Source organism: Phaeodactylibacter sp., from assembly GCF_022763345.1.
In the GTDB taxonomy this organism is placed as follows: domain Bacteria; phylum Bacteroidota; class Bacteroidia; order Chitinophagales; family Saprospiraceae; genus Phaeodactylibacter.
Genome location: NZ_JALEGS010000037.1, coordinates 1 through 16,518 on the forward strand (window position 1 = coordinate 1; position 16,518 = coordinate 16,518).

12 protein-coding genes are annotated in these 16,518 nt (G+C 50.5%); 4 read left to right on the top strand and 8 right to left on the bottom strand.

What is annotated here, in order from left to right; translation table 11 throughout:
• Positions 1 to 134: 134 nt before the first annotated feature.
• Positions 135 to 344 carry a hypothetical protein gene (locus tag MRY86_RS09920; RefSeq protein WP_293568613.1) on the bottom strand — a complete coding sequence of 70 codons (210 nt, stop codon included), beginning with the start codon at positions 342 to 344 and terminating at the stop codon, positions 135 to 137.
• A 108-nt stretch (positions 345 to 452) separates the two neighbouring features.
• Between MRY86_RS09920 and MRY86_RS09925 the strand changes: the two genes are divergently transcribed.
• The gene (locus MRY86_RS09925; protein WP_293568615.1) at positions 453 to 1,553 is read left to right on the top strand and encodes a Gfo/Idh/MocA family oxidoreductase; all 1,101 of its coding nucleotides are present in this window, start codon (positions 453 to 455) and stop codon (positions 1,551 to 1,553) included.
• Between the two features lie 83 nt (positions 1,554 to 1,636).
• Positions 1,637 to 2,710 (top strand): Rpn family recombination-promoting nuclease/putative transposase, encoded by a 1,074-nt coding sequence (locus MRY86_RS09930; protein ID WP_293568617.1) that lies wholly within the window; start codon positions 1,637 to 1,639, stop codon positions 2,708 to 2,710.
• A 33-nt stretch (positions 2,711 to 2,743) separates the two neighbouring features.
• On the opposite strand, the gene MRY86_RS09935 is transcribed toward MRY86_RS09930, so the two are convergent.
• Positions 2,744 to 3,514 carry an SGNH/GDSL hydrolase family protein gene (locus tag MRY86_RS09935; RefSeq protein ID WP_293571401.1) on the bottom strand — a complete coding sequence of 257 codons (771 nt, stop codon included), beginning with the start codon at positions 3,512 to 3,514 and terminating at the stop codon, positions 2,744 to 2,746.
• Positions 3,515 to 3,580: 66 nt separating this feature from the next.
• Between MRY86_RS09935 and MRY86_RS09940 the strand changes: the two genes are divergently transcribed.
• Positions 3,581 to 4,261, top strand: coding sequence for a hypothetical protein (locus MRY86_RS09940; protein ID WP_293568621.1), 681 nt, complete (start codon positions 3,581 to 3,583; stop codon positions 4,259 to 4,261).
• A 50-nt stretch (positions 4,262 to 4,311) separates the two neighbouring features.
• Here MRY86_RS09940 and MRY86_RS09945 read toward each other — a convergent pair whose 3' ends face one another.
• The 6 genes from MRY86_RS09945 to MRY86_RS09970 all read right to left on the bottom strand — a co-directional run bounded on the left by MRY86_RS09945 (position 4,312) and on the right by MRY86_RS09970 (position 14,164).
• Positions 4,312 to 5,652, bottom strand: a complete 1,341-nt coding sequence (locus MRY86_RS09945) for a hypothetical protein (RefSeq protein WP_293568623.1) — start codon at positions 5,650 to 5,652, stop codon at positions 4,312 to 4,314.
• Between the two features lie 104 nt (positions 5,653 to 5,756).
• Entirely contained in the window at positions 5,757 to 7,016 is a 1,260-nt protein-coding gene (locus MRY86_RS09950; protein WP_293568625.1) for a hypothetical protein, read from the bottom strand.
• Positions 7,013 to 7,900, bottom strand: a complete 888-nt coding sequence (locus MRY86_RS09955) for a hypothetical protein (RefSeq protein WP_293568627.1) — start codon at positions 7,898 to 7,900, stop codon at positions 7,013 to 7,015. Before MRY86_RS09955 ends, MRY86_RS09950 begins: the two co-directional genes overlap by 4 nt.
• 96 nt (positions 7,901 to 7,996) lie before the next feature.
• Positions 7,997 to 8,821 carry a hypothetical protein gene (locus MRY86_RS09960; RefSeq protein WP_293568629.1) on the bottom strand — a complete coding sequence of 275 codons (825 nt, stop codon included), beginning with the start codon at positions 8,819 to 8,821 and terminating at the stop codon, positions 7,997 to 7,999.
• Positions 8,822 to 9,335: 514 nt separating this feature from the next.
• Positions 9,336 to 10,628, bottom strand: a complete 1,293-nt coding sequence (locus MRY86_RS09965; protein WP_293568631.1) for a T9SS type A sorting domain-containing protein — start codon at positions 10,626 to 10,628, stop codon at positions 9,336 to 9,338.
• A gap of 320 nt (positions 10,629 to 10,948) precedes the next feature.
• A complete protein-coding gene (locus MRY86_RS09970; protein WP_293568633.1) occupies positions 10,949 to 14,164 on the bottom strand; it encodes a T9SS type A sorting domain-containing protein in 3,216 nt (1,071 codons plus the stop codon).
• Positions 14,165 to 14,328: 164 nt separating this feature from the next.
• On the opposite strand from MRY86_RS09970, the gene MRY86_RS09975 reads away from it, so the two are divergent.
• Positions 14,329 to 15,729, top strand: coding sequence for a hypothetical protein (locus MRY86_RS09975; RefSeq protein ID WP_293568635.1), 1,401 nt, complete (start codon positions 14,329 to 14,331; stop codon positions 15,727 to 15,729).
• The last annotated feature ends 789 nt before the right edge of the window (positions 15,730 to 16,518 follow it).

The window sequence follows — 16,518 nt, forward strand, 5'->3', positions numbered from 1 at the left end:
ATTTACGCTGGGAAGTGGCTTGCGCCTGCCCTGACAAGCTATGCTTCGTCAGTGGCCGATGTCGCAAATCCAAGATCCCAGACGATGAATGTCTGGACTGTAAGCCCGACATTCATCGTTCCCCGTGCTGGCCGTTAGCGCCAGTAGGTGACCACTTCGTATTGCGTATAGATGGGGCACTTCATCCAGCCATAATCGATGACCATGCCTTTAGCGATCAGCTCTTTCTCTAATGCCGGAAAACCAATTTTTTGTACAGCTACATCTTGCTCCAGGGCATAAAAAATGATCAAGCCCCGGCGTGCCCCGCCAGCATTCAGGCGGACTCCAGGCAGTCGGCGCAAAAAGCAACCTGGTCGAAGGAGATACGAGCCTGCCCTGATTCTATTTTGGGTTACCTTGACTGCGCCCTTCTTTGTACTTTGGTTTCTCAAACCAATATTGATTTTGTCATGAAGTCCCTACCCTATGCTCTAATGCTCCTTCCAATTTACATGCTGGCACAACAGCCCTCTCCAAAACCACCGGTACGCATAGGCATTGCAGGCCTGGTCCATACCCATGTACACTGGATACTTGGACGAGCAGAACGAGGTGATATTGAAATCGTCGGTATCGCCGAGCCCAACCGGGCGCTGGCGGAGCGCTATGCTAAACAACATGGCTTCTCTATGGACCTGGTCTATCCGGATCTGGAAAGTATGCTGGAAGCGACGCAGCCTGAAGCCGTTACCGCTTTCAATACCATCTACGGGCATTTGGAGGTGGTGGAAACCTGCGCACCCAGGGGTATCCATGTTATGGTGGAGAAGCCGCTGGCCGTGAATCTGGAGCATGCGAGAAAAATGGAAGCCCTCGCCCGAAAGCATAAGATCATGCTGCTGACAAATTACGAAACCACCTGGTATGGCTCTAATCACCGGGTTAAAGCGCTGGTAGATGGCGGTGCCCTTGGCCCCATCCGTAAAATGGTGATTCACGATGGACATGAAGGGCCGATTGAAATTGGCTGCAACCCGGAGTTCACCGACTGGCTCTGTGACCCAAAGTGGAACGGGGGCGGTGCCCTTATCGACTTTGGCTGCTATGGCGCGAATTTATCGACCTGGCTAATGAAAGGAGAACGCCCAACTTCAGTTTTTGCGGTCACCCAGCAAATCAAGCCCCAACTTTACCCCAAAGTAGACGACGAAGCGACCATCGTGCTCACCTACCCCGAAGCCCAGGCCATCATCCAAGCTTCCTGGAACTGGCCCTACAGCCGCAAGGATATGGAAGTCTACGGGAAATCCGGTGCCGCCTTCGCGCTTGACGCTACCCGTTTACAGGTCCGGCTACCGGAAAGTACCTCCTTTGATCCCCAAACGGCAACTGCCCGGACGGCGCCCTATGATGACCCTTTTGCACTTTTAGCAGCCCTGGTCCGGAAAACCATACCTTACGAGAAAATGAGCCTGTCTTCGCTGGAAAATAATATGATCGTCGTGGAAATTCTACAGGCAGCTATTCAATCCGCTGAAACGGGCGAACGGGTGTACCTACCGCTGGATTGACAGAAACGACTTAAAAAAATTGTGTTGTTTTTAGTTGTTTTAAACTTTTATGTTTATTTTAGCAGGGCATTTATCTCTGTATCATGCCCCAAGATTTTCAAATATATCAACCGGACGACCGCTTTTTCAAATCGGCTATGAGCGACCCTGAGGTTGCTAAAGCTTACCTGCTGCACTTTTACCCCGAAATCTCAGAGATTGCTGATTTTGAAAGCTTGAGCTTAGAGAGTAGTCTCAGTGTCCGTCCCAGCCTCAAGCAATTTGAAACTGATGTGGTTTACCGGTGCCGGTTTAAGGGAGAAGCTAATGAGTATTTCTATTTCTGTTTGGTCTTTGAGCATAAGTCGGAACCTGACAAATATATTGCTGTGCAAATCGGGTTTTACATAATGGAACTGATGTTTAGGATGGTCAAGGAGCGAGGGCAAAACCTGGAGCCTGTACTACCATTAATCTTCTACAACGGTAAAAAGGAGTGGGTCCCAAAGAGATTACCAGAGCTCTTTATAGAGCACCCGTATTTTAATATTGTGAAACCCTATATACCCGATTTCAGGTTTCTGTATCAGGACGCTTCGCGCCTAGCCCCGGAAGAACTGGTGCACCTTGACCTGAGCTACTTTCGGAGTGTGATTATGGCGATGGCCTTCAGATATCGGCAGCACTTGATATTTCGGTATATAGAACCTATTTTTGAAGGAGCACTGGGCAAAGAAAAAATCACAGCAATCACCACCTACATCCTGGGTGTGGGTGAGCGTTCGGAAGAATCTTTTTTGCAAGAACTTAACAATACAGCATTCAGTATAAAACCGGAAGTGATGAGTACATTGGAGCAAATTCTGGAACGGGGCCGAAAAGAAGGCTTGGAGAAAGGCTTGGAGAAAGGCCTGGAAAAAGGCCTTGACAAAGGCATATACAAAAATCGTATTTTCAACTTGCTCAAGACTACCATCCGTTTTCCGAAACTGACCGGGGAAGAGCTATCCGATTTCACAGAGCTGGACTTGCCAGTCGTCACCACTTTCCTGTCTGTAAAATCGCAGAAAGATGCCGCTGCCCTGAAAAAGCATATCCTGGAGGACTTACTCGCTGATATTCCTGTGAGCAATGCGGAAAAAGGGAAACTGACGAACCTCATTGAACAATTGTCATGAGAAGTTACCTTAATGCTGAACTCCGGGGCAGAACTACAGAATACCCAACCGCCTAATATACCCCGCTACATCCCGCGCCCAAACCTGATAAGTCAGTGCCGAAGGATGCACCCCATCGCTGAAATAGTCGGCAGGAGGCGCACTGACACCCAGTCTGTCCCGCCAGTCCTCCAGGGTGATGACCCGCGCATAGTAAAACACATTGGGCATCGGTTCCGTAACATGATGCAAAGACCGCCCCAGTAGTTCGACATGACTGCCCACGACGCGTTTGATCAGCGGGGTAAAAGCCGGGAAACGCTTAATTGGAGGCATATTGGTAAACACGACAGGCGTTTCAGAGAAGCGTTGGCGTAAGGCAGCAATCAGCTCCCGGATGCTGCGGCGCCAGCGCCAGGGCGAGTTGAGATGAAAAGCATCATTGCCCCCAAGCCCAATGACGATGAGGTCAATATCGTTTTCTGCTATTTGCGGAACTAGTTTTTCCGTCACCCGCTCAGCAGTGTACCCGCTTTCAGCATAAACCTTCCACGCAACCGGCTTCCCCAACTGATCAGCCAAAGCACGGGCTAATGTGCCACTGAAGCCTTCCGCATGGGTTTCCACTCCAATACCGGCAATCGTGCTTTCGCCGAGGGTGATGAGCCGCAATGCCTGCCCTTTACCGTCGCCGATGTAACCTGAAGAGCCTTTTGCAGAAGGCAACTTTGGCACCGATGCCCGGATGCGTTTGCCCTGTACGGCCATCAAAGGTAACAATGGAGCAACCAGCAAACCAGATAAAATGTACTTAATATCCTCCATTTTTCGCGGAAGATACAGCATATTGGCTACTTCGTACGTTATGCCTCTACGCAAATCTCTTACAATATGAACCCCCGATTAACGCTCCTTTTGATCTTTTGCACCCTCGCTCAGGTTCTAGGTGCCCAGGAACAGCCTGACCCTAAAAAGTGGGGGATCCATATAACTCCGGCAGGCCTTGTCAATTTTTATCCGCGTTTTAGAATCGGCACCCAATATGTGAGCGGACAATATGGCTACCTACTCGATGCTTCCTATGCTAACTTTCCTTCTTTTTGGGGTGGTTCCAATTACCGTAAAGGGTTTTCCTACATTGCTATTCGTCCGGAAATACGCCGCTTTCTCACCTCCCGCCCGGAAATAAACAGCGGTGGGTTTTATACCTCAGATTACTGGGGGCTTGAACTGGACCTAAGCCACTTTCCCTTGTTTATCAGAGAAGATGCCTACGAAGATACCGATGGTGAGCAGTACAGCTTTGATGAGGCCACCCGCCTCCGAAGGCAACTGGCTGTGCATATCAAATATGGTACACAACGCGTCTATAATAAAGTATATATTGACCTGTTCGTTGGGGTGGGCCTGAGGTTACGGCACCTTGAGTATCAGGATATTTCCGGACAGATACTTCGGTTCGACAACCCAGCTGAGCAGCCGCTGTTCACCATTGAGCCAAAGCGGGAAGGCTGGACCTTACGCCCTTCTCTAACCCTGGGGCTCCGGCTGGGAATTGGTGTGGGGCCGTAACCTAAGTATCCCTATAAGGCATGGTGTATTTTTGGTTCCGTCGTTGATGGCTATTCCTCTATTTCCGGAGTGAATATAGGAATCCGCTCTGCATGCTGTGTTTTATAAAACTCCACTTTGGCCACCTGTTGCGGCCGAACCGAGCCATCCTCTTGCTGGAATTGGAAGTAAAGCTCAAGATTATGCAGTCCTTTCTCCAGATGGGTGATATCAAGATAAGCCTGCAGGCCTACCTGAAGTGGCTCCTGCTTTCGTGTAAACAGATAGTCGGTTTCTACCGGCATACCATCCAATTGCAGGGTATAAAACCTAGAAAGGCAATCCATCACCAGGATATCCTGATCAACGGAATCCTGCCGGGAACTGTAGTTGCATAATGGTTTTATGTAGCGTTCTTCGTACGCCGACCGATGGACCACAAACACACTCAGCACGTTAGCTTCAATCACATCAGAAGGAATCTGTAGCAGCCCTGAGGGCTTGTTGCCCGCCCAATTCGCATAGTGGCCGGGATACATCAGCTGTTCTGCCGTATCCAAAAGGCGCAAGGCAAGCGCATCAGCCGGGTTGTTTTTCAATCTGAACCCACTGTAAAGCAATGCCGTAACGCTCAGAAAAATAAGAATGGCCAGCACGGATTTCCATTTTGCGTGGTTACTGACAAGCCCGTAATAAATTTTCCGGTAAAGAGGAGAGAGGGTCAGCCAGCTCATGACCCGGTAAATGGGCAGATAAAACTTTGAGAAATAGGGAATACGCTTTAACAGCCCCAAGGTTAAAAAATCAAGTACGTAAATTCCTCCAATGATGCTGAGTATAGGATCTATCGTAGTTAGCTGCTCTGCACGATTTGGAAAAAAGTACAACCAAGCTGCGAGTAGAGCCACTACTACACCGAGAAAAAAACATCCTCCAAGGAGCAGCATAAACAGCAAAAAACTGACTGCAAAAGTGGTACTGCAAATCTCTTCCAGACGAACTATATTTCGGGTATACTGCGCATCTTTGAAAATCAACCGATTGTAAGATTCGCCCATCTTCAGCCTGGAAATATCCACGCCATTTTTGTACACATAGCTCAACCCTACCAGAGCTACCCAGATGCTTCGCAGCAGAAGGTGTACCATAAAACCGCCGATAAGCCATACGTTAGCGACCTTAAGTACGGCAACCATGCTCTCATCGGCCGTACCAGCGGAAAAAACTTCAAAAGAAAAATGGCTCAGGAAGTGTTGTAGCCGTTCCAGCAATGCCGGCGCCTGAAAAAGCCCATACAGCACAATACCGGAGACCAGGATTTCCGGCTCCCAGCTTTGCTCCTGTACACGGAGGAGCCAGGCAGGCGTTTCCTGTTCCGGACTTTTATTGGAAGGCTCTTTTTGATGCGCCAAAGGTTAAGCTTTTAGATTTCAGGCTTTAATTTTACGAAAAATCTGCGATTTGAAAAACCTGATGCTAATTGCGCTCACCCTGCCCGTAAATGTTATGGGCTAATTCAAAAATACTGCCCCAGCCCCAGGACAAATCCTCCCTCCCCGGCATCCCGAAGGGAGTGCCCGTAGTCGACCGAAAAGACGGTGTTGTAAAACTGCTTTAGGATGAACCGCCCTCCTACCCCACTGTGCAACCGTATGACTTCCGGGTCGGTAAAATCGCTAAAAGTGCCGCCGGGCAGGCGCCAGCTCCCGGCATCTACAAAGCCCACAGCCTGCAGGGCGATTTGGCTGTTTTCCAGAAGGGTGTACCGGTATTCTGTATTAAGGGTCAACATGCCGGTGCCCCGGTCAATGCGGTCGCCAACGCCACGTATAGAGATGTGGTTGTCCAGTGCGAAGGGCGCAAAAGGCGTATCGACATTCGTACTCAGCCCCCAGATGAAGCGCAGCGCCCAATTCCCACGCATTCCAGTGCGCCGGTAGTACTTCCAGGCCTGCCGGATGATGTAAAACGGCTCGGAGCCCAACTCATCAAGCACCACTTGCGCGTAGGTATCCACCGATAGCCCCGACCAGTAGAAATAGTGAGGCACCGCTCCACGGTAGAAGTGGTTGGCCCGGATGCCGAGTTTCCCGATATCCAGTTCGCGTGGGAAGAGCGGGCGGTCTTCCTCCGCTACGGTACCCAATTGGAAGGCTTCCTGAAAAAGGCTGAGGCCCACCTGATACTCCTGCCGCCGGGTAGGCGTAAAAAAGACAGTCGCATTCAGGCTGGAGTTGGAATAATCATACCAGGCCGTAGCAGGGCCTTTGTAGAGTGGCTCATAGGAATTCCAAAGCGTGTAGGAAATTTCCGCCCCGAACTTCCCCACCAAAAACGGGTGCCGGTAAAACAGCCCAAGGCTATGCCGCAGGTTGTACTGATAGTAAGCCCCCACACTAATGCCCCGCCCCAGGAAATTGAACTCAGAAAGCCCGCCAATGACCGTGGTGATGTCATTGGAAGACCACAGCCCGGCGTAAGGCAATACTGTTTTCGCTTCCTCCGTCTCCCAGCGCAGGTGGAGTCCGCTATCCGTCGTATCCAAATGATAGGCTACGGCGTTAAAAGCCGGTTGCAATACCAGCCATCGCCGCATTTCCTCCAGCGCTTCGTAAGTGACCGTATCTCCGGGCGATGCCCCGGCAATACCGTAGAAAAACCCGGGATGAGTACGCTTTAGCCCTTCTGTTTCCAGGGATTGCAAAACCATGCCTTGTGCACGAAGGGCAGGCAGGCTAAGCAAGAGCAATAAAAAAGAAAAAACAAGCCGCATCATAGGTTTACATAACGGAAGCCGATATTGTAGGTTGCGCCCAGGCCCGAGCTGTTGCCAAACAAGAACTGCGAGTGAGAAATCTCCAGGTTCAAGGCATCCGTGAGCTGATACTTCGCGCCCACCCCGGCCAGCGTAAAGTGCTGACTGAAGTTGTTGCCCAGGTCAATCCGCCGGGCATGCTGCGCATTGACATAAAAGGTAAGGTTGGAACTGGGAAAGTAGCTTAAAAATACAGATACAGGCATAAAGCCGCTGTCGTTGGCATAGCTCTCTTCATTCGGCCCAAACAAATAATCAAAACTCAGCTCCGTAAACAACTGCCAGTCCCCGTTCGCAAAGGAGTGGTCGTAGTAGACTTTATTAGCCCAAATAGTGCTGCGCTCTGCAAAAAACACCCCATTGATGGACTCCTCCTCAAACACTGGCAGCATCACAGAGGACTGAAAGGACAGGCGCGGCAGGCTCCTGAAGGGCGTAAACCGCACAGAGGGGGCAATATAAGAAACCCCACTTCTCGCAAATTCCTCATTATTGGCGTAGCGAAGGGCATCAAGGGCTGGGTGCTCCATTTCTGCGGAAGAGATGAGGGAGGACCGGAAATTGACAATCACACCAGCATTGACCCGCGCATTGGGCGACACCCCAACGAAGCCTTCCAAGATATTGGTCAGGAAGGTGGAACGGGGGCGGTCGCTCACCTCTCCACTTTCATTGGCTCCACGGGTTTCCGTGTATAGATTATTAAAAAGCTTGACTTCCCAGCTCCCTTTCGGCAAAAGGCGGGAAGGGGTGTAGGTTTGTATGATGGACTGCCCCTGCTCAGGTTGGGCCAAGGCCACATGCACCACAAACAACAACAGTACCGGACTAAGGAAATACTTCATGGCTCTATCGTTTTGATCTGTGCCTTTAACGCAGGACTTGCTTTTTTAGCTTTTACAAAATGGGCCGGACGTCCGGGCTGCGACACCTGTAACGTGCTACACCGTAGCGGAGGTCGCTGCATAGGCTTTGACCTTAGCCCAATCCTCCGCAAAGAAGTCGCGCACGTTTTCCAGTTCCTCCGGTGGGATAAGCGGGGCAGGGTCTACAAAACGCTTGGGCAAGAGCTTGGAGGGGTAAAGCACCGCGTAGCTGGCCAGCATCTGCCCGCGCCGGCGCAGCCATCCCCCTAAAGAGCGCCCCTTCGTGGTCGACCGCTCTTCTCCGAAGATGTACTTGCCCATTTTCCGCATGACTTTCAGTTCCTTCTCCTTGTAGGAAGTATGCACCTTGGCGAGCGAAACGTCTTTGGGGTCGTAGGCGGCGTCTGCGTATGCGGCAATTTTATCAAAAAACGCCCAGGGATCGGACCGCAGCTCTTCGTAAAACAGCACCAGTGGCTTATGGGTAAAGTGCTTTTCGAGCTGCTCAATGTGGTTGTAAAAAATAAAATCACTGACCTTCCACAAGCCCGTGTCCCCTTCCACATCCAGAAAACCGGTAAAGGGCAGATGCCCGCCATTCTTCACATAACGCCGGTACTGAGAAGCCGCCCAGCCATCGTGCCGCCGGAAAATAATGATGGGCTTCACCTCCGGATAGTAGGATGCAAACCAGCTGACCTCCCGCTCCAGTTGCTGATCAAACTCCCGGGAGACGAAGTACCGCCCGTACTTCCCCTTTTTGATGATGTCCGGCACCTGCCGGTAACGGTTGGTGGGGATATAGTGGATTTTTTGCAGCTTCGGGAAAAAGCGGTGCTGCAAATAAGTGGAGGCGACCTTGCCCAGGCCAACGTGGAAAACGATCTCAGGTACTGCCATAACTCGATTGAATATGGCGCAAAAGTACAGGAAAAATTGGCAACTGGTAAATGGCGCTTTTCTATAACTGAACGATGCAGAGCCGTTGCCCCGTCAGAGGCAAAATATTGGTAACCCAAAAGCAATGGACTAGATTCCGTGCCGTTAAGTGCGAAATGTAAGCTGCCGACCTCGTTAAGACGACACGCCTTCGTAACTTCCACTTGCGGATCGGGCTTGGCTTAAAGCTTTTGGAAGGAGACACATTCCGCACCTACGGCGCAGGGAGGGACGTTAGCAGATTGAAGATTACCCACGTACAGCCCCTAAAAGGCCTTTACACCGCTCTAACAGGGAAAAGGATCGAACAAGAATCACGTCTGTAAACGACTGATTATTAAAGGCCAGACACGGAAGAACCCCTAAGCGTAAAAAACATCAAATCATTCGGTGTGACCAGAAAAATATTTTTACCCTTAAAAAACCTACTCCACCTAAAGCTCCATTAAAAGGCGCTTAAACGCCCTCCTTAATCTCACATTTTGATCAACGGCACCACCTTAGCCCCATTGGCACTCCGGGCATACAGAAAATACGGCCCTTTCGGCAAGTGCGCAGCGGGGATTTGCAAGGCCCTCACGCTAATCTGCTGCGCCATGACTTTGCGCCCGGTCGCATCAAATAGCGTAATCTGGATATCAGGGGTGCCTTCCTGCTCCGTACTCAACTGAATGAAATCCTGAAACGGGTTTTGCAGGACCTCAATACTAAAGCCCCTGGCTTCCGGATGAAAACTGGAGGAAGGAAAGTCCGGGTACGCGCCAGCTATGCCTTCAATATCGGCATTATACTTCATGATCAGGGCATATTTGCCCACGACAAACCCGGTCGAATCGTTTTGAAAATCAACATCAAACAAGGGAATGCCCGGAGTAGGTAAGACCTCCCAGCTCACGCCCTGATCTGCAGTACTCAAAATAGTGCCTTCAGGCCCGGAGTTGCCTGTAAATACCAGGTGCGCACAGGTTGAAAAAGCCCGGTCCGGGGAAATAAAATTCAAATCCGTAACATCACCATAATTTCCGCCCTGCAGGTCCCAGCTTACGCCCTGATCTGTAGTCTTGAACAACTGCCCGTTGTCCAGATGGAGGTATCCCGTTTGGGTGTCGGTAAAATCCAAGCCGGGTGCAAACAGAAAATCAGCCCCCAGGTCGGTACCTGCCACCCAGGATGTCCCCTGATCCGTAGTTCTCAAAATGAAGCGGTCCAAACCTCCGGGGATGTCCTCCGCATATCCATAACCTGCTGCCAGCCCCACCTGCTGATCCGCAAAGTGTAAACTGCTGATTTCTCCTGTTTCGTAGCCCGCCCCTTCCAAAGACCATCCCGTTTGCCAGGATTGCCCCTGATCTGTGGACTGGTAAATCCCGGCATAGCCCGCGACCAGGACTGCAGCGTCGCTAACGGCGGCTATGGCATGAAACGCTTCGGCTTCATCGGAGTACACCACAGACCATGACTCTCCAAGGTCTGTGGACCTTACCATCTGCTTCCTTCCCACAGCAAGGAGCACCGAATCCCCAAGCCGCTCAATATCCAGGAAATCCATATCCAGGCCGGTGTCAAATCCCTCCCAGGACTCCCCGGCATCATAAGACCGGAAGCAAGCCGACGAGTCCCCCATAGCAAAGAGCGTGGAGTCATTGATGGCTTTAATGACGTGGAGGTTGCCCGGGAAATCAGTATCCACGTATTTGACTTCCCATTGGCTGTGGGCGGGGGAGAAGAAGAGGGCAACAGACAGAATGGTTAGAAAAGCGCTTTTCATACTTTATGATTTGGGGCAACAGTTTGACTGGGGTGAAAGAGAAACCAAAAGCTTGGTGTAATTTAATTCCTGTTCACCTAAAAATCCAGTTGTTTGGGATGAGTTGTCATCGGTATTACAATTATCCCTGTCAATCTGATTAAACCGCTATCCCGGGAAAAGCCGGGGCAGTGCGCCTGGCAAGGCCATGGAATAAGCGCTACACCAGTACCGGCGTTGCTCCTATCGGGGGAGCTTTTTCCTGGTCTTTACCGGAATCCAACTGGTTTTCCCTGAAAAGCTGGGGCAGAGCTCTTGGCATCGCAAGGGAGCGCCGTGCTTCACCGCACCACTACCCGCTCCCCAAATACCATATCACCAGTCTCCACCTGCAGCCAGTACAAGCCGGCGGGTAGGCTGCCTACCTGTAGCTCACCGGACCAGTATTCCCCTGCCATCCATTGCCGCGTCTGCACGGGCTGCCCCTGCGGATTGAAGAGCGTCAGGGCCACCACACCAGCGGATTGCTGTTGCCCCTGCACGGTGAGGCGGTCACGCGCCGGATTGGGGGCGACGGTCAGCCGATTCTCCTTTGCGTAGGCTGCAATTACCGGTTTTAGCAGGGTGCCATCAGAAAGATAGGCACGGTTGAAACCCGAATCGACCAGCTCAAAGGATTCCGGGGTGCTATTGACCTGCAAAATGGGCTGACCCTTGATTAAAGGGGTATCCGAGATACGATAGGCAAGCAGGCGCCAGATACCGTTTGCATATTGGGCTTCTAACTGAAAGCTCTGACTGGTTTCCCAAGCCAAGTGCTCCGGCCCGCGGAAGGACAGCTGAAAGCCGGAAGCGGCCTGGATTTCACGGGTGGGGACCAGCGCAGCTCCGCCATTGCTTGCAGGCTTCCAAACCAGGGGCCAGTCTGCCGCTGAGCGCTCATCGGGTAACTGTTGGAAAGCGGTAGCGTCCCCATTGACGTCTCCCATTTTTATGCCAATGCAGTCAGCATTAAATGCCACGGGAGGCCCTCCATATGCATATGGTATGGCATATACGTCTTCTAAACAACTCTTCCACATGCTACTGTCAATCTCAATCCCATACCAGGGGTTATCCGGAGCAGGGAAAACATAGGCCTTATCCACAAAAACCCAGGCAGGGACGCCAGCCACCCCGTTGTCCTCCGGATCTAAAATAGCATTTCTTATGGCTATCAAATCCATGATGGTGATGTTTTCGGACTGATTCACATCTGCAGCAATAAGTTGGTACGGTGTAGAAAGCGGCCCTACTCCCGCAATATGTTTGGAAATCAGTACCATGTCAAAAACCGTCACCCCGTTGGTCCAGGAACCATCCTGAAAGTGGGAGACTTGATAGGGGACGCCCACTTCGACAAACTCAAAGCGCAGCTGATTGTCAAATGTAGTGTCAACCTGAAGGGTATCGCCTTCCAGCAGCAATGCGCCGCCCAGCATCGTTAGCGGTTCATTATCTTCTGTATCAGCTCCCAGTACAATAAAACCAAAGTCCGGGTCTAGTAAGCCTGACATGACCGTCAGCAGGGAGGCATTGGTTGTATCCACTTGCCCATTTCCCCAATGCAGGGCCGCCTGCATGATCAGCTGTTCCCCATTAGCATTGCCATGGCGTTGCCTCAGCTGAAAACTCAAATGCCCTTGCTCACCGGCTTCCAACGGCGCTTCCAACTCAAAACGTAGTTGCCCGTCCGGCGTAATCAAGCTATTGCAGGCATGGCTACTGGCACCGGCCTTGAAAGACCATGAATAGAACCCCTCAGGTATCGGAGCTGTAATGACCAGGCCCTGCGATAAACTGTCACTTTCATTCTGAAACCGAACCTCATAGACAATGGGCAGGCCAGGCAAGACCAGGTTCTGCTCCCCTTCTCCGTTTGGATAGGCAACAATGCCGACATTGACAGTATCCTGGCTGGAGTCTTCCCTGCAATACTGAATGGTGAAAGGGGCACCATTATGATTGGGATAATCGACTACATAGCCTGTACTACTTCCGTTTTGGGCATTCGTCCCACAAGCTTCAACCGCCAGTCCCGGAGAGGGCTGACTATACCAACCGGGCGCTGGAGATATCTGCAGACGCTGTGTCGTACCATTCGCTGCCCGGCTAAATTTATACGTTTCAAAGGCATCTAACTGAATGTTTTCCTGTAGCATGACCAGATCGTCCTCTATGACGACATAACTTCGGGGCTCCCCCATGCCCAGTCCCGTGTTTTTAATCGTAAACTTCACGCTATCGCCATCGCAAATCGCATTCAATTCCAATATCGATCCATCCCAGCTGTAGTCTGTAGGATTACAAACCTCATCCGGTGTGAAACTTGCATCCAGGCAATAGGTACTGCCGGGTAAGACATTTGAAGCCATTTCGACCTCCACGGTAAAGCTTCCGGCCTCCATGACTGCTACATCCCCTAACGAAAACACATAGACATCATCTGAATTTTGCACGTAGGGTATGCTGCTGCTTACGACCGTTTGTGCAGGGTCAAATTGTAGCTGGGCTTCAGCATCAATGGCCAAAGCAGTCCCTTCGTTCCGGTAATAGACCGTGTAGGTGGAAGTGGTTCCCGGTGCCAGAGATTCTGAAACGACCGAGGCAAATATATACGGGCAGGTTTCTGCTACCTGCAAACCCAGGTTGACCGAATCCTGGGCAGTTCCTTCTTCCAGTTCCAAAACCGTGTTGGGGCAGGACGCCCACAGTAAGTTAGGAATCAAAGGTTGCACCTCGTAGGTTGCCGGAGGAAGTTCGACCGAAAAAGCGCCCTGCGCATCAGTTGTGGAATAGAAATGCTGTTGCCCGTCCCAAAATTGAAGATGGATACCGTTTAGGGTCGTCAGGGTGTCTGAGGGGACACAAAGGGCTTCCTCATCCAGGTATACCTGCCCGGACAGGGCAACAACGGGCGGGCTGACAAAGGGCAACTCCGCACTACAGTCCAGATCGCCCCGCTTCACCCCAATGAAATCAAGCCCTTCAATACCATCTGTACTATCGACATTGATAACCAGGGGCAGGCATACCGAATCGGGGTTAGAAGGGACCTGAAGATCAAAATCAGCAGGCAGAATGAACCAGTAAGGTTCCATGATGGCGCCCGTTATTCCCTGCAGCCCCCGGGCGATCCCAATTAAATCGAATGTGCTCACACTTCCTGAATTATTGACATCCCCTGCCAGCAACTGATAGGGCGTAAGCGAGAAGCTCCCCGTGGAATCGAACATCGAATTGGCAATAATCTGCTGATCTTCAGCGTCTACTCCATTCATCATTTCATCATCCAGGCTTGCAAAAACCGTATAATCCTGCCCGATCTCCAAATCAATTTGGTAAAAACCTTCCTGATCAGTGATGACGGTCAGTTCGCTGCCAAAGTGAACGATCACACCTGGCATTGGGTCACCGCAGTGCGTGGTGATCGTACCCGATACAGGTGCGGTATTCGCTATTCCCGATATCGAAAACAGGGACAAAAGTGCTGAAAGGAGGAGGTGTCGCGTATTCATGAGCCTTGATTTTTCTTTACGCTACAAATATCAGGGCTTATTAGTAAGCGCACAATGACATTTTCACCAATTTGTCTCTTTAAAAAACACTAATTTCAGACTTAAATCACCACAATAATTAGTTTTTAAATCATAATTTGTCTCTGCAATTAATTTTCAAACGCATGAAAAACAGTAAACTCTGGCAGGCACTCGAGACGCTTTCTTCAGAGGAACAGCAGCGGTTTGGCTTGTTTGTGCAGTCGCCCTACTTCAATTCACAGCCTATGGTCACAGCATTTTTTGAAGCCTTTGTTAAGCATTGCTGGAAAAAAGGGCTGCCACCGGATAAGGCGGCTTTGCATCAGCAACTGTACCCTGCCCTGCCCTATGATGACCATCGGATAAGATTGCTAATGAGCAAGCTGTTTAAACTCCTCGAAGTCTTTTGGAAAGTGGAAAAGTCTGATACCGAAATGCCCTGGTCCGTGCCGCAGACCTACCGGCAACGACAGCTGCCCAAGCACTTCGAACAAGCGCTCTGCCGGTCCCAACGGCAACTCAGCAACTCGCCTGAACGCAGCAGCAGGTATTTCCTGGATCAGTACCTGCTTGCAGATGAGGCCTACCGACAGCGGGCACAACAAAAACGGACCTCATCCCTTAATTTGCATGAAGCCGACCAATACCTCAATATATTCTACTGCATCGCTAAACTTAGGCAGGCCTGTCTGGCCAAAAGCCATCAGTTCGTCTTCCCGACTGATTATGAAATCGCACTCCTGGAGGAGTTACTACAGCACCTGCGCGGTAATCCTCTGCTGCAAGAACCAGCGGTTGCGGCCTATTACCACAGCTACCACTACCTGCATGGATCGGCTGATGCTGCCCGGCATTTTGATGCTTTTCTTGACCTTATTTCCGGTCCAAAGTTAGCGGTTTTCCCGGCAGAGGAACTACAGGATATGTTCCTGTTGGCCCTCAATTTCTGTACCCGGCAGTATAATCTCGGCAGCAGTGCCTACCTACAGGCCCAACTACAGCTTTACAAACTGGGGCTGGAAAAAGGGTTGCTGCTGCAGCAGGGGCAGCTCTCGCCATTTACCTACCGGAACATCACTACCCTTGGGCTCATACTGGAGGACTACGAATGGGTGGATAACTTTCTGGAGCACTACCGGGCTGCCATGCCCGTAAACAGGGCGGATCAGATGTACCACTTTTGCAAAGCCAGGCTAGAATATGCAAAAGGCAGGTATGGTGCTGCACTCCAACGCCTGAACGAGGTGCACTTTGGGGAACCCCTGCTACAGCTCTCTGTTCGTACGGTCAGGCTGAAGCTTTTCTACGAAACCGGCGCCTTTGATGTCCTGGAAGCCCGAATGCATGCCCTCGAAAAATTCATCCGCCGTAAGAAAGCCCTTAGCTATCACCGGGAAAACTACCTGAACCTGCTGCATTTTCTAAGGCAGCTTCAGGAACTGCCACCGGGTGAAAAAAATGCGCGGGAGGCACTTGCCGATGAAATAAAAGCCTGCCCCAACGTTGCAGAAAGGACTTGGCTGCTCAGGCAACTATCTACCTAAAATCAGGTAGAAACACGGTCTTCCATCCCTCTGCGCTCAAAAAAATTGCCGCCACAGGCAATATTTTTTCAAACGGCCTAATCGAGACGAAACCAACTAAAGGTCAACAATTTATAATTAAAAAAATACAAGCATAAAGGGAGAAAGCGGAGCAAAAGCAGCGGGCAGGCCAGAAGAAAGGCTTGGTGAGATATATTTTTTTTCTAACTTTGAAGCAGTTATTATTTACATGAGATAGTAAGACGACCTTTTACGACCTACTTTTTTACGACGACCTACAACAAAAAAAAGCTCCGTCTGCGACGGAGCCTCTTGCTAATAACAAATCATAATCTCATGAAATAATAAGACGACCTAATTTTTCAAACAAATCTATATTTTGATGTTGCTCTAGTTTTTTTGGAGCTCCTTGCCAGTCTTTTGTGTTGATCCGGCAAGGAACCCACGGCGTTTGGGATTATGATAGCGTACGCTCAACTTGATATTCATCCCCTTCTGAGCAGTACATCCGGCTGTTTATCCCGAGCTTTAAGGCTAGAGATTGTACCATTTATCATAAGACGGTTGTGTGCTGCCGCAAGCAAACGAACCGTTTTAATGTCAAAGAAAGAATGGGCAGCAGTATCAGAAAATTTATCCCTACAGCTTAAACGTTTTTGGGATATGAATCGGTCTCTGGGAACTGTAGGCAATCTCCCCTACACTGCCGCCCGGTGGTAAAGTATCATGAAGTTGGTTTTAACAAAAAAACTGGCTTAAATAGTTGTTCGTAGCCTTTGGGATAGCCTC

Coding starts and splice junctions, on each gene's coding strand:
- MRY86_RS09925 (WP_293568615.1), top strand. CDS start 453: ATGAAGTCCCTACCCTATGCTCTAATGCTCCTTCCAATTTACATGCTG.
- MRY86_RS09930 (WP_293568617.1), top strand. CDS start 1,637: ATGCCCCAAGATTTTCAAATATATCAACCGGACGACCGCTTTTTCAAA.
- MRY86_RS09935 (WP_293571401.1), bottom strand. CDS start 3,514: ATGGAGGATATTAAGTACATTTTATCTGGTTTGCTGGTTGCTCCATTG.
- MRY86_RS09940 (WP_293568621.1), top strand. CDS start 3,581: ATGAACCCCCGATTAACGCTCCTTTTGATCTTTTGCACCCTCGCTCAG.
- MRY86_RS09950 (WP_293568625.1), bottom strand. CDS start 7,016: ATGATGCGGCTTGTTTTTTCTTTTTTATTGCTCTTGCTTAGCCTGCCT.
- MRY86_RS09955 (WP_293568627.1), bottom strand. CDS start 7,900: ATGAAGTATTTCCTTAGTCCGGTACTGTTGTTGTTTGTGGTGCATGTG.
- MRY86_RS09960 (WP_293568629.1), bottom strand. CDS start 8,821: ATGGCAGTACCTGAGATCGTTTTCCACGTTGGCCTGGGCAAGGTCGCC.
- MRY86_RS09965 (WP_293568631.1), bottom strand. CDS start 10,628: ATGAAAAGCGCTTTTCTAACCATTCTGTCTGTTGCCCTCTTCTTCTCC.
- MRY86_RS09970 (WP_293568633.1), bottom strand. CDS start 14,164: ATGAATACGCGACACCTCCTCCTTTCAGCACTTTTGTCCCTGTTTTCG.
- MRY86_RS09975 (WP_293568635.1), top strand. CDS start 14,329: ATGAAAAACAGTAAACTCTGGCAGGCACTCGAGACGCTTTCTTCAGAG.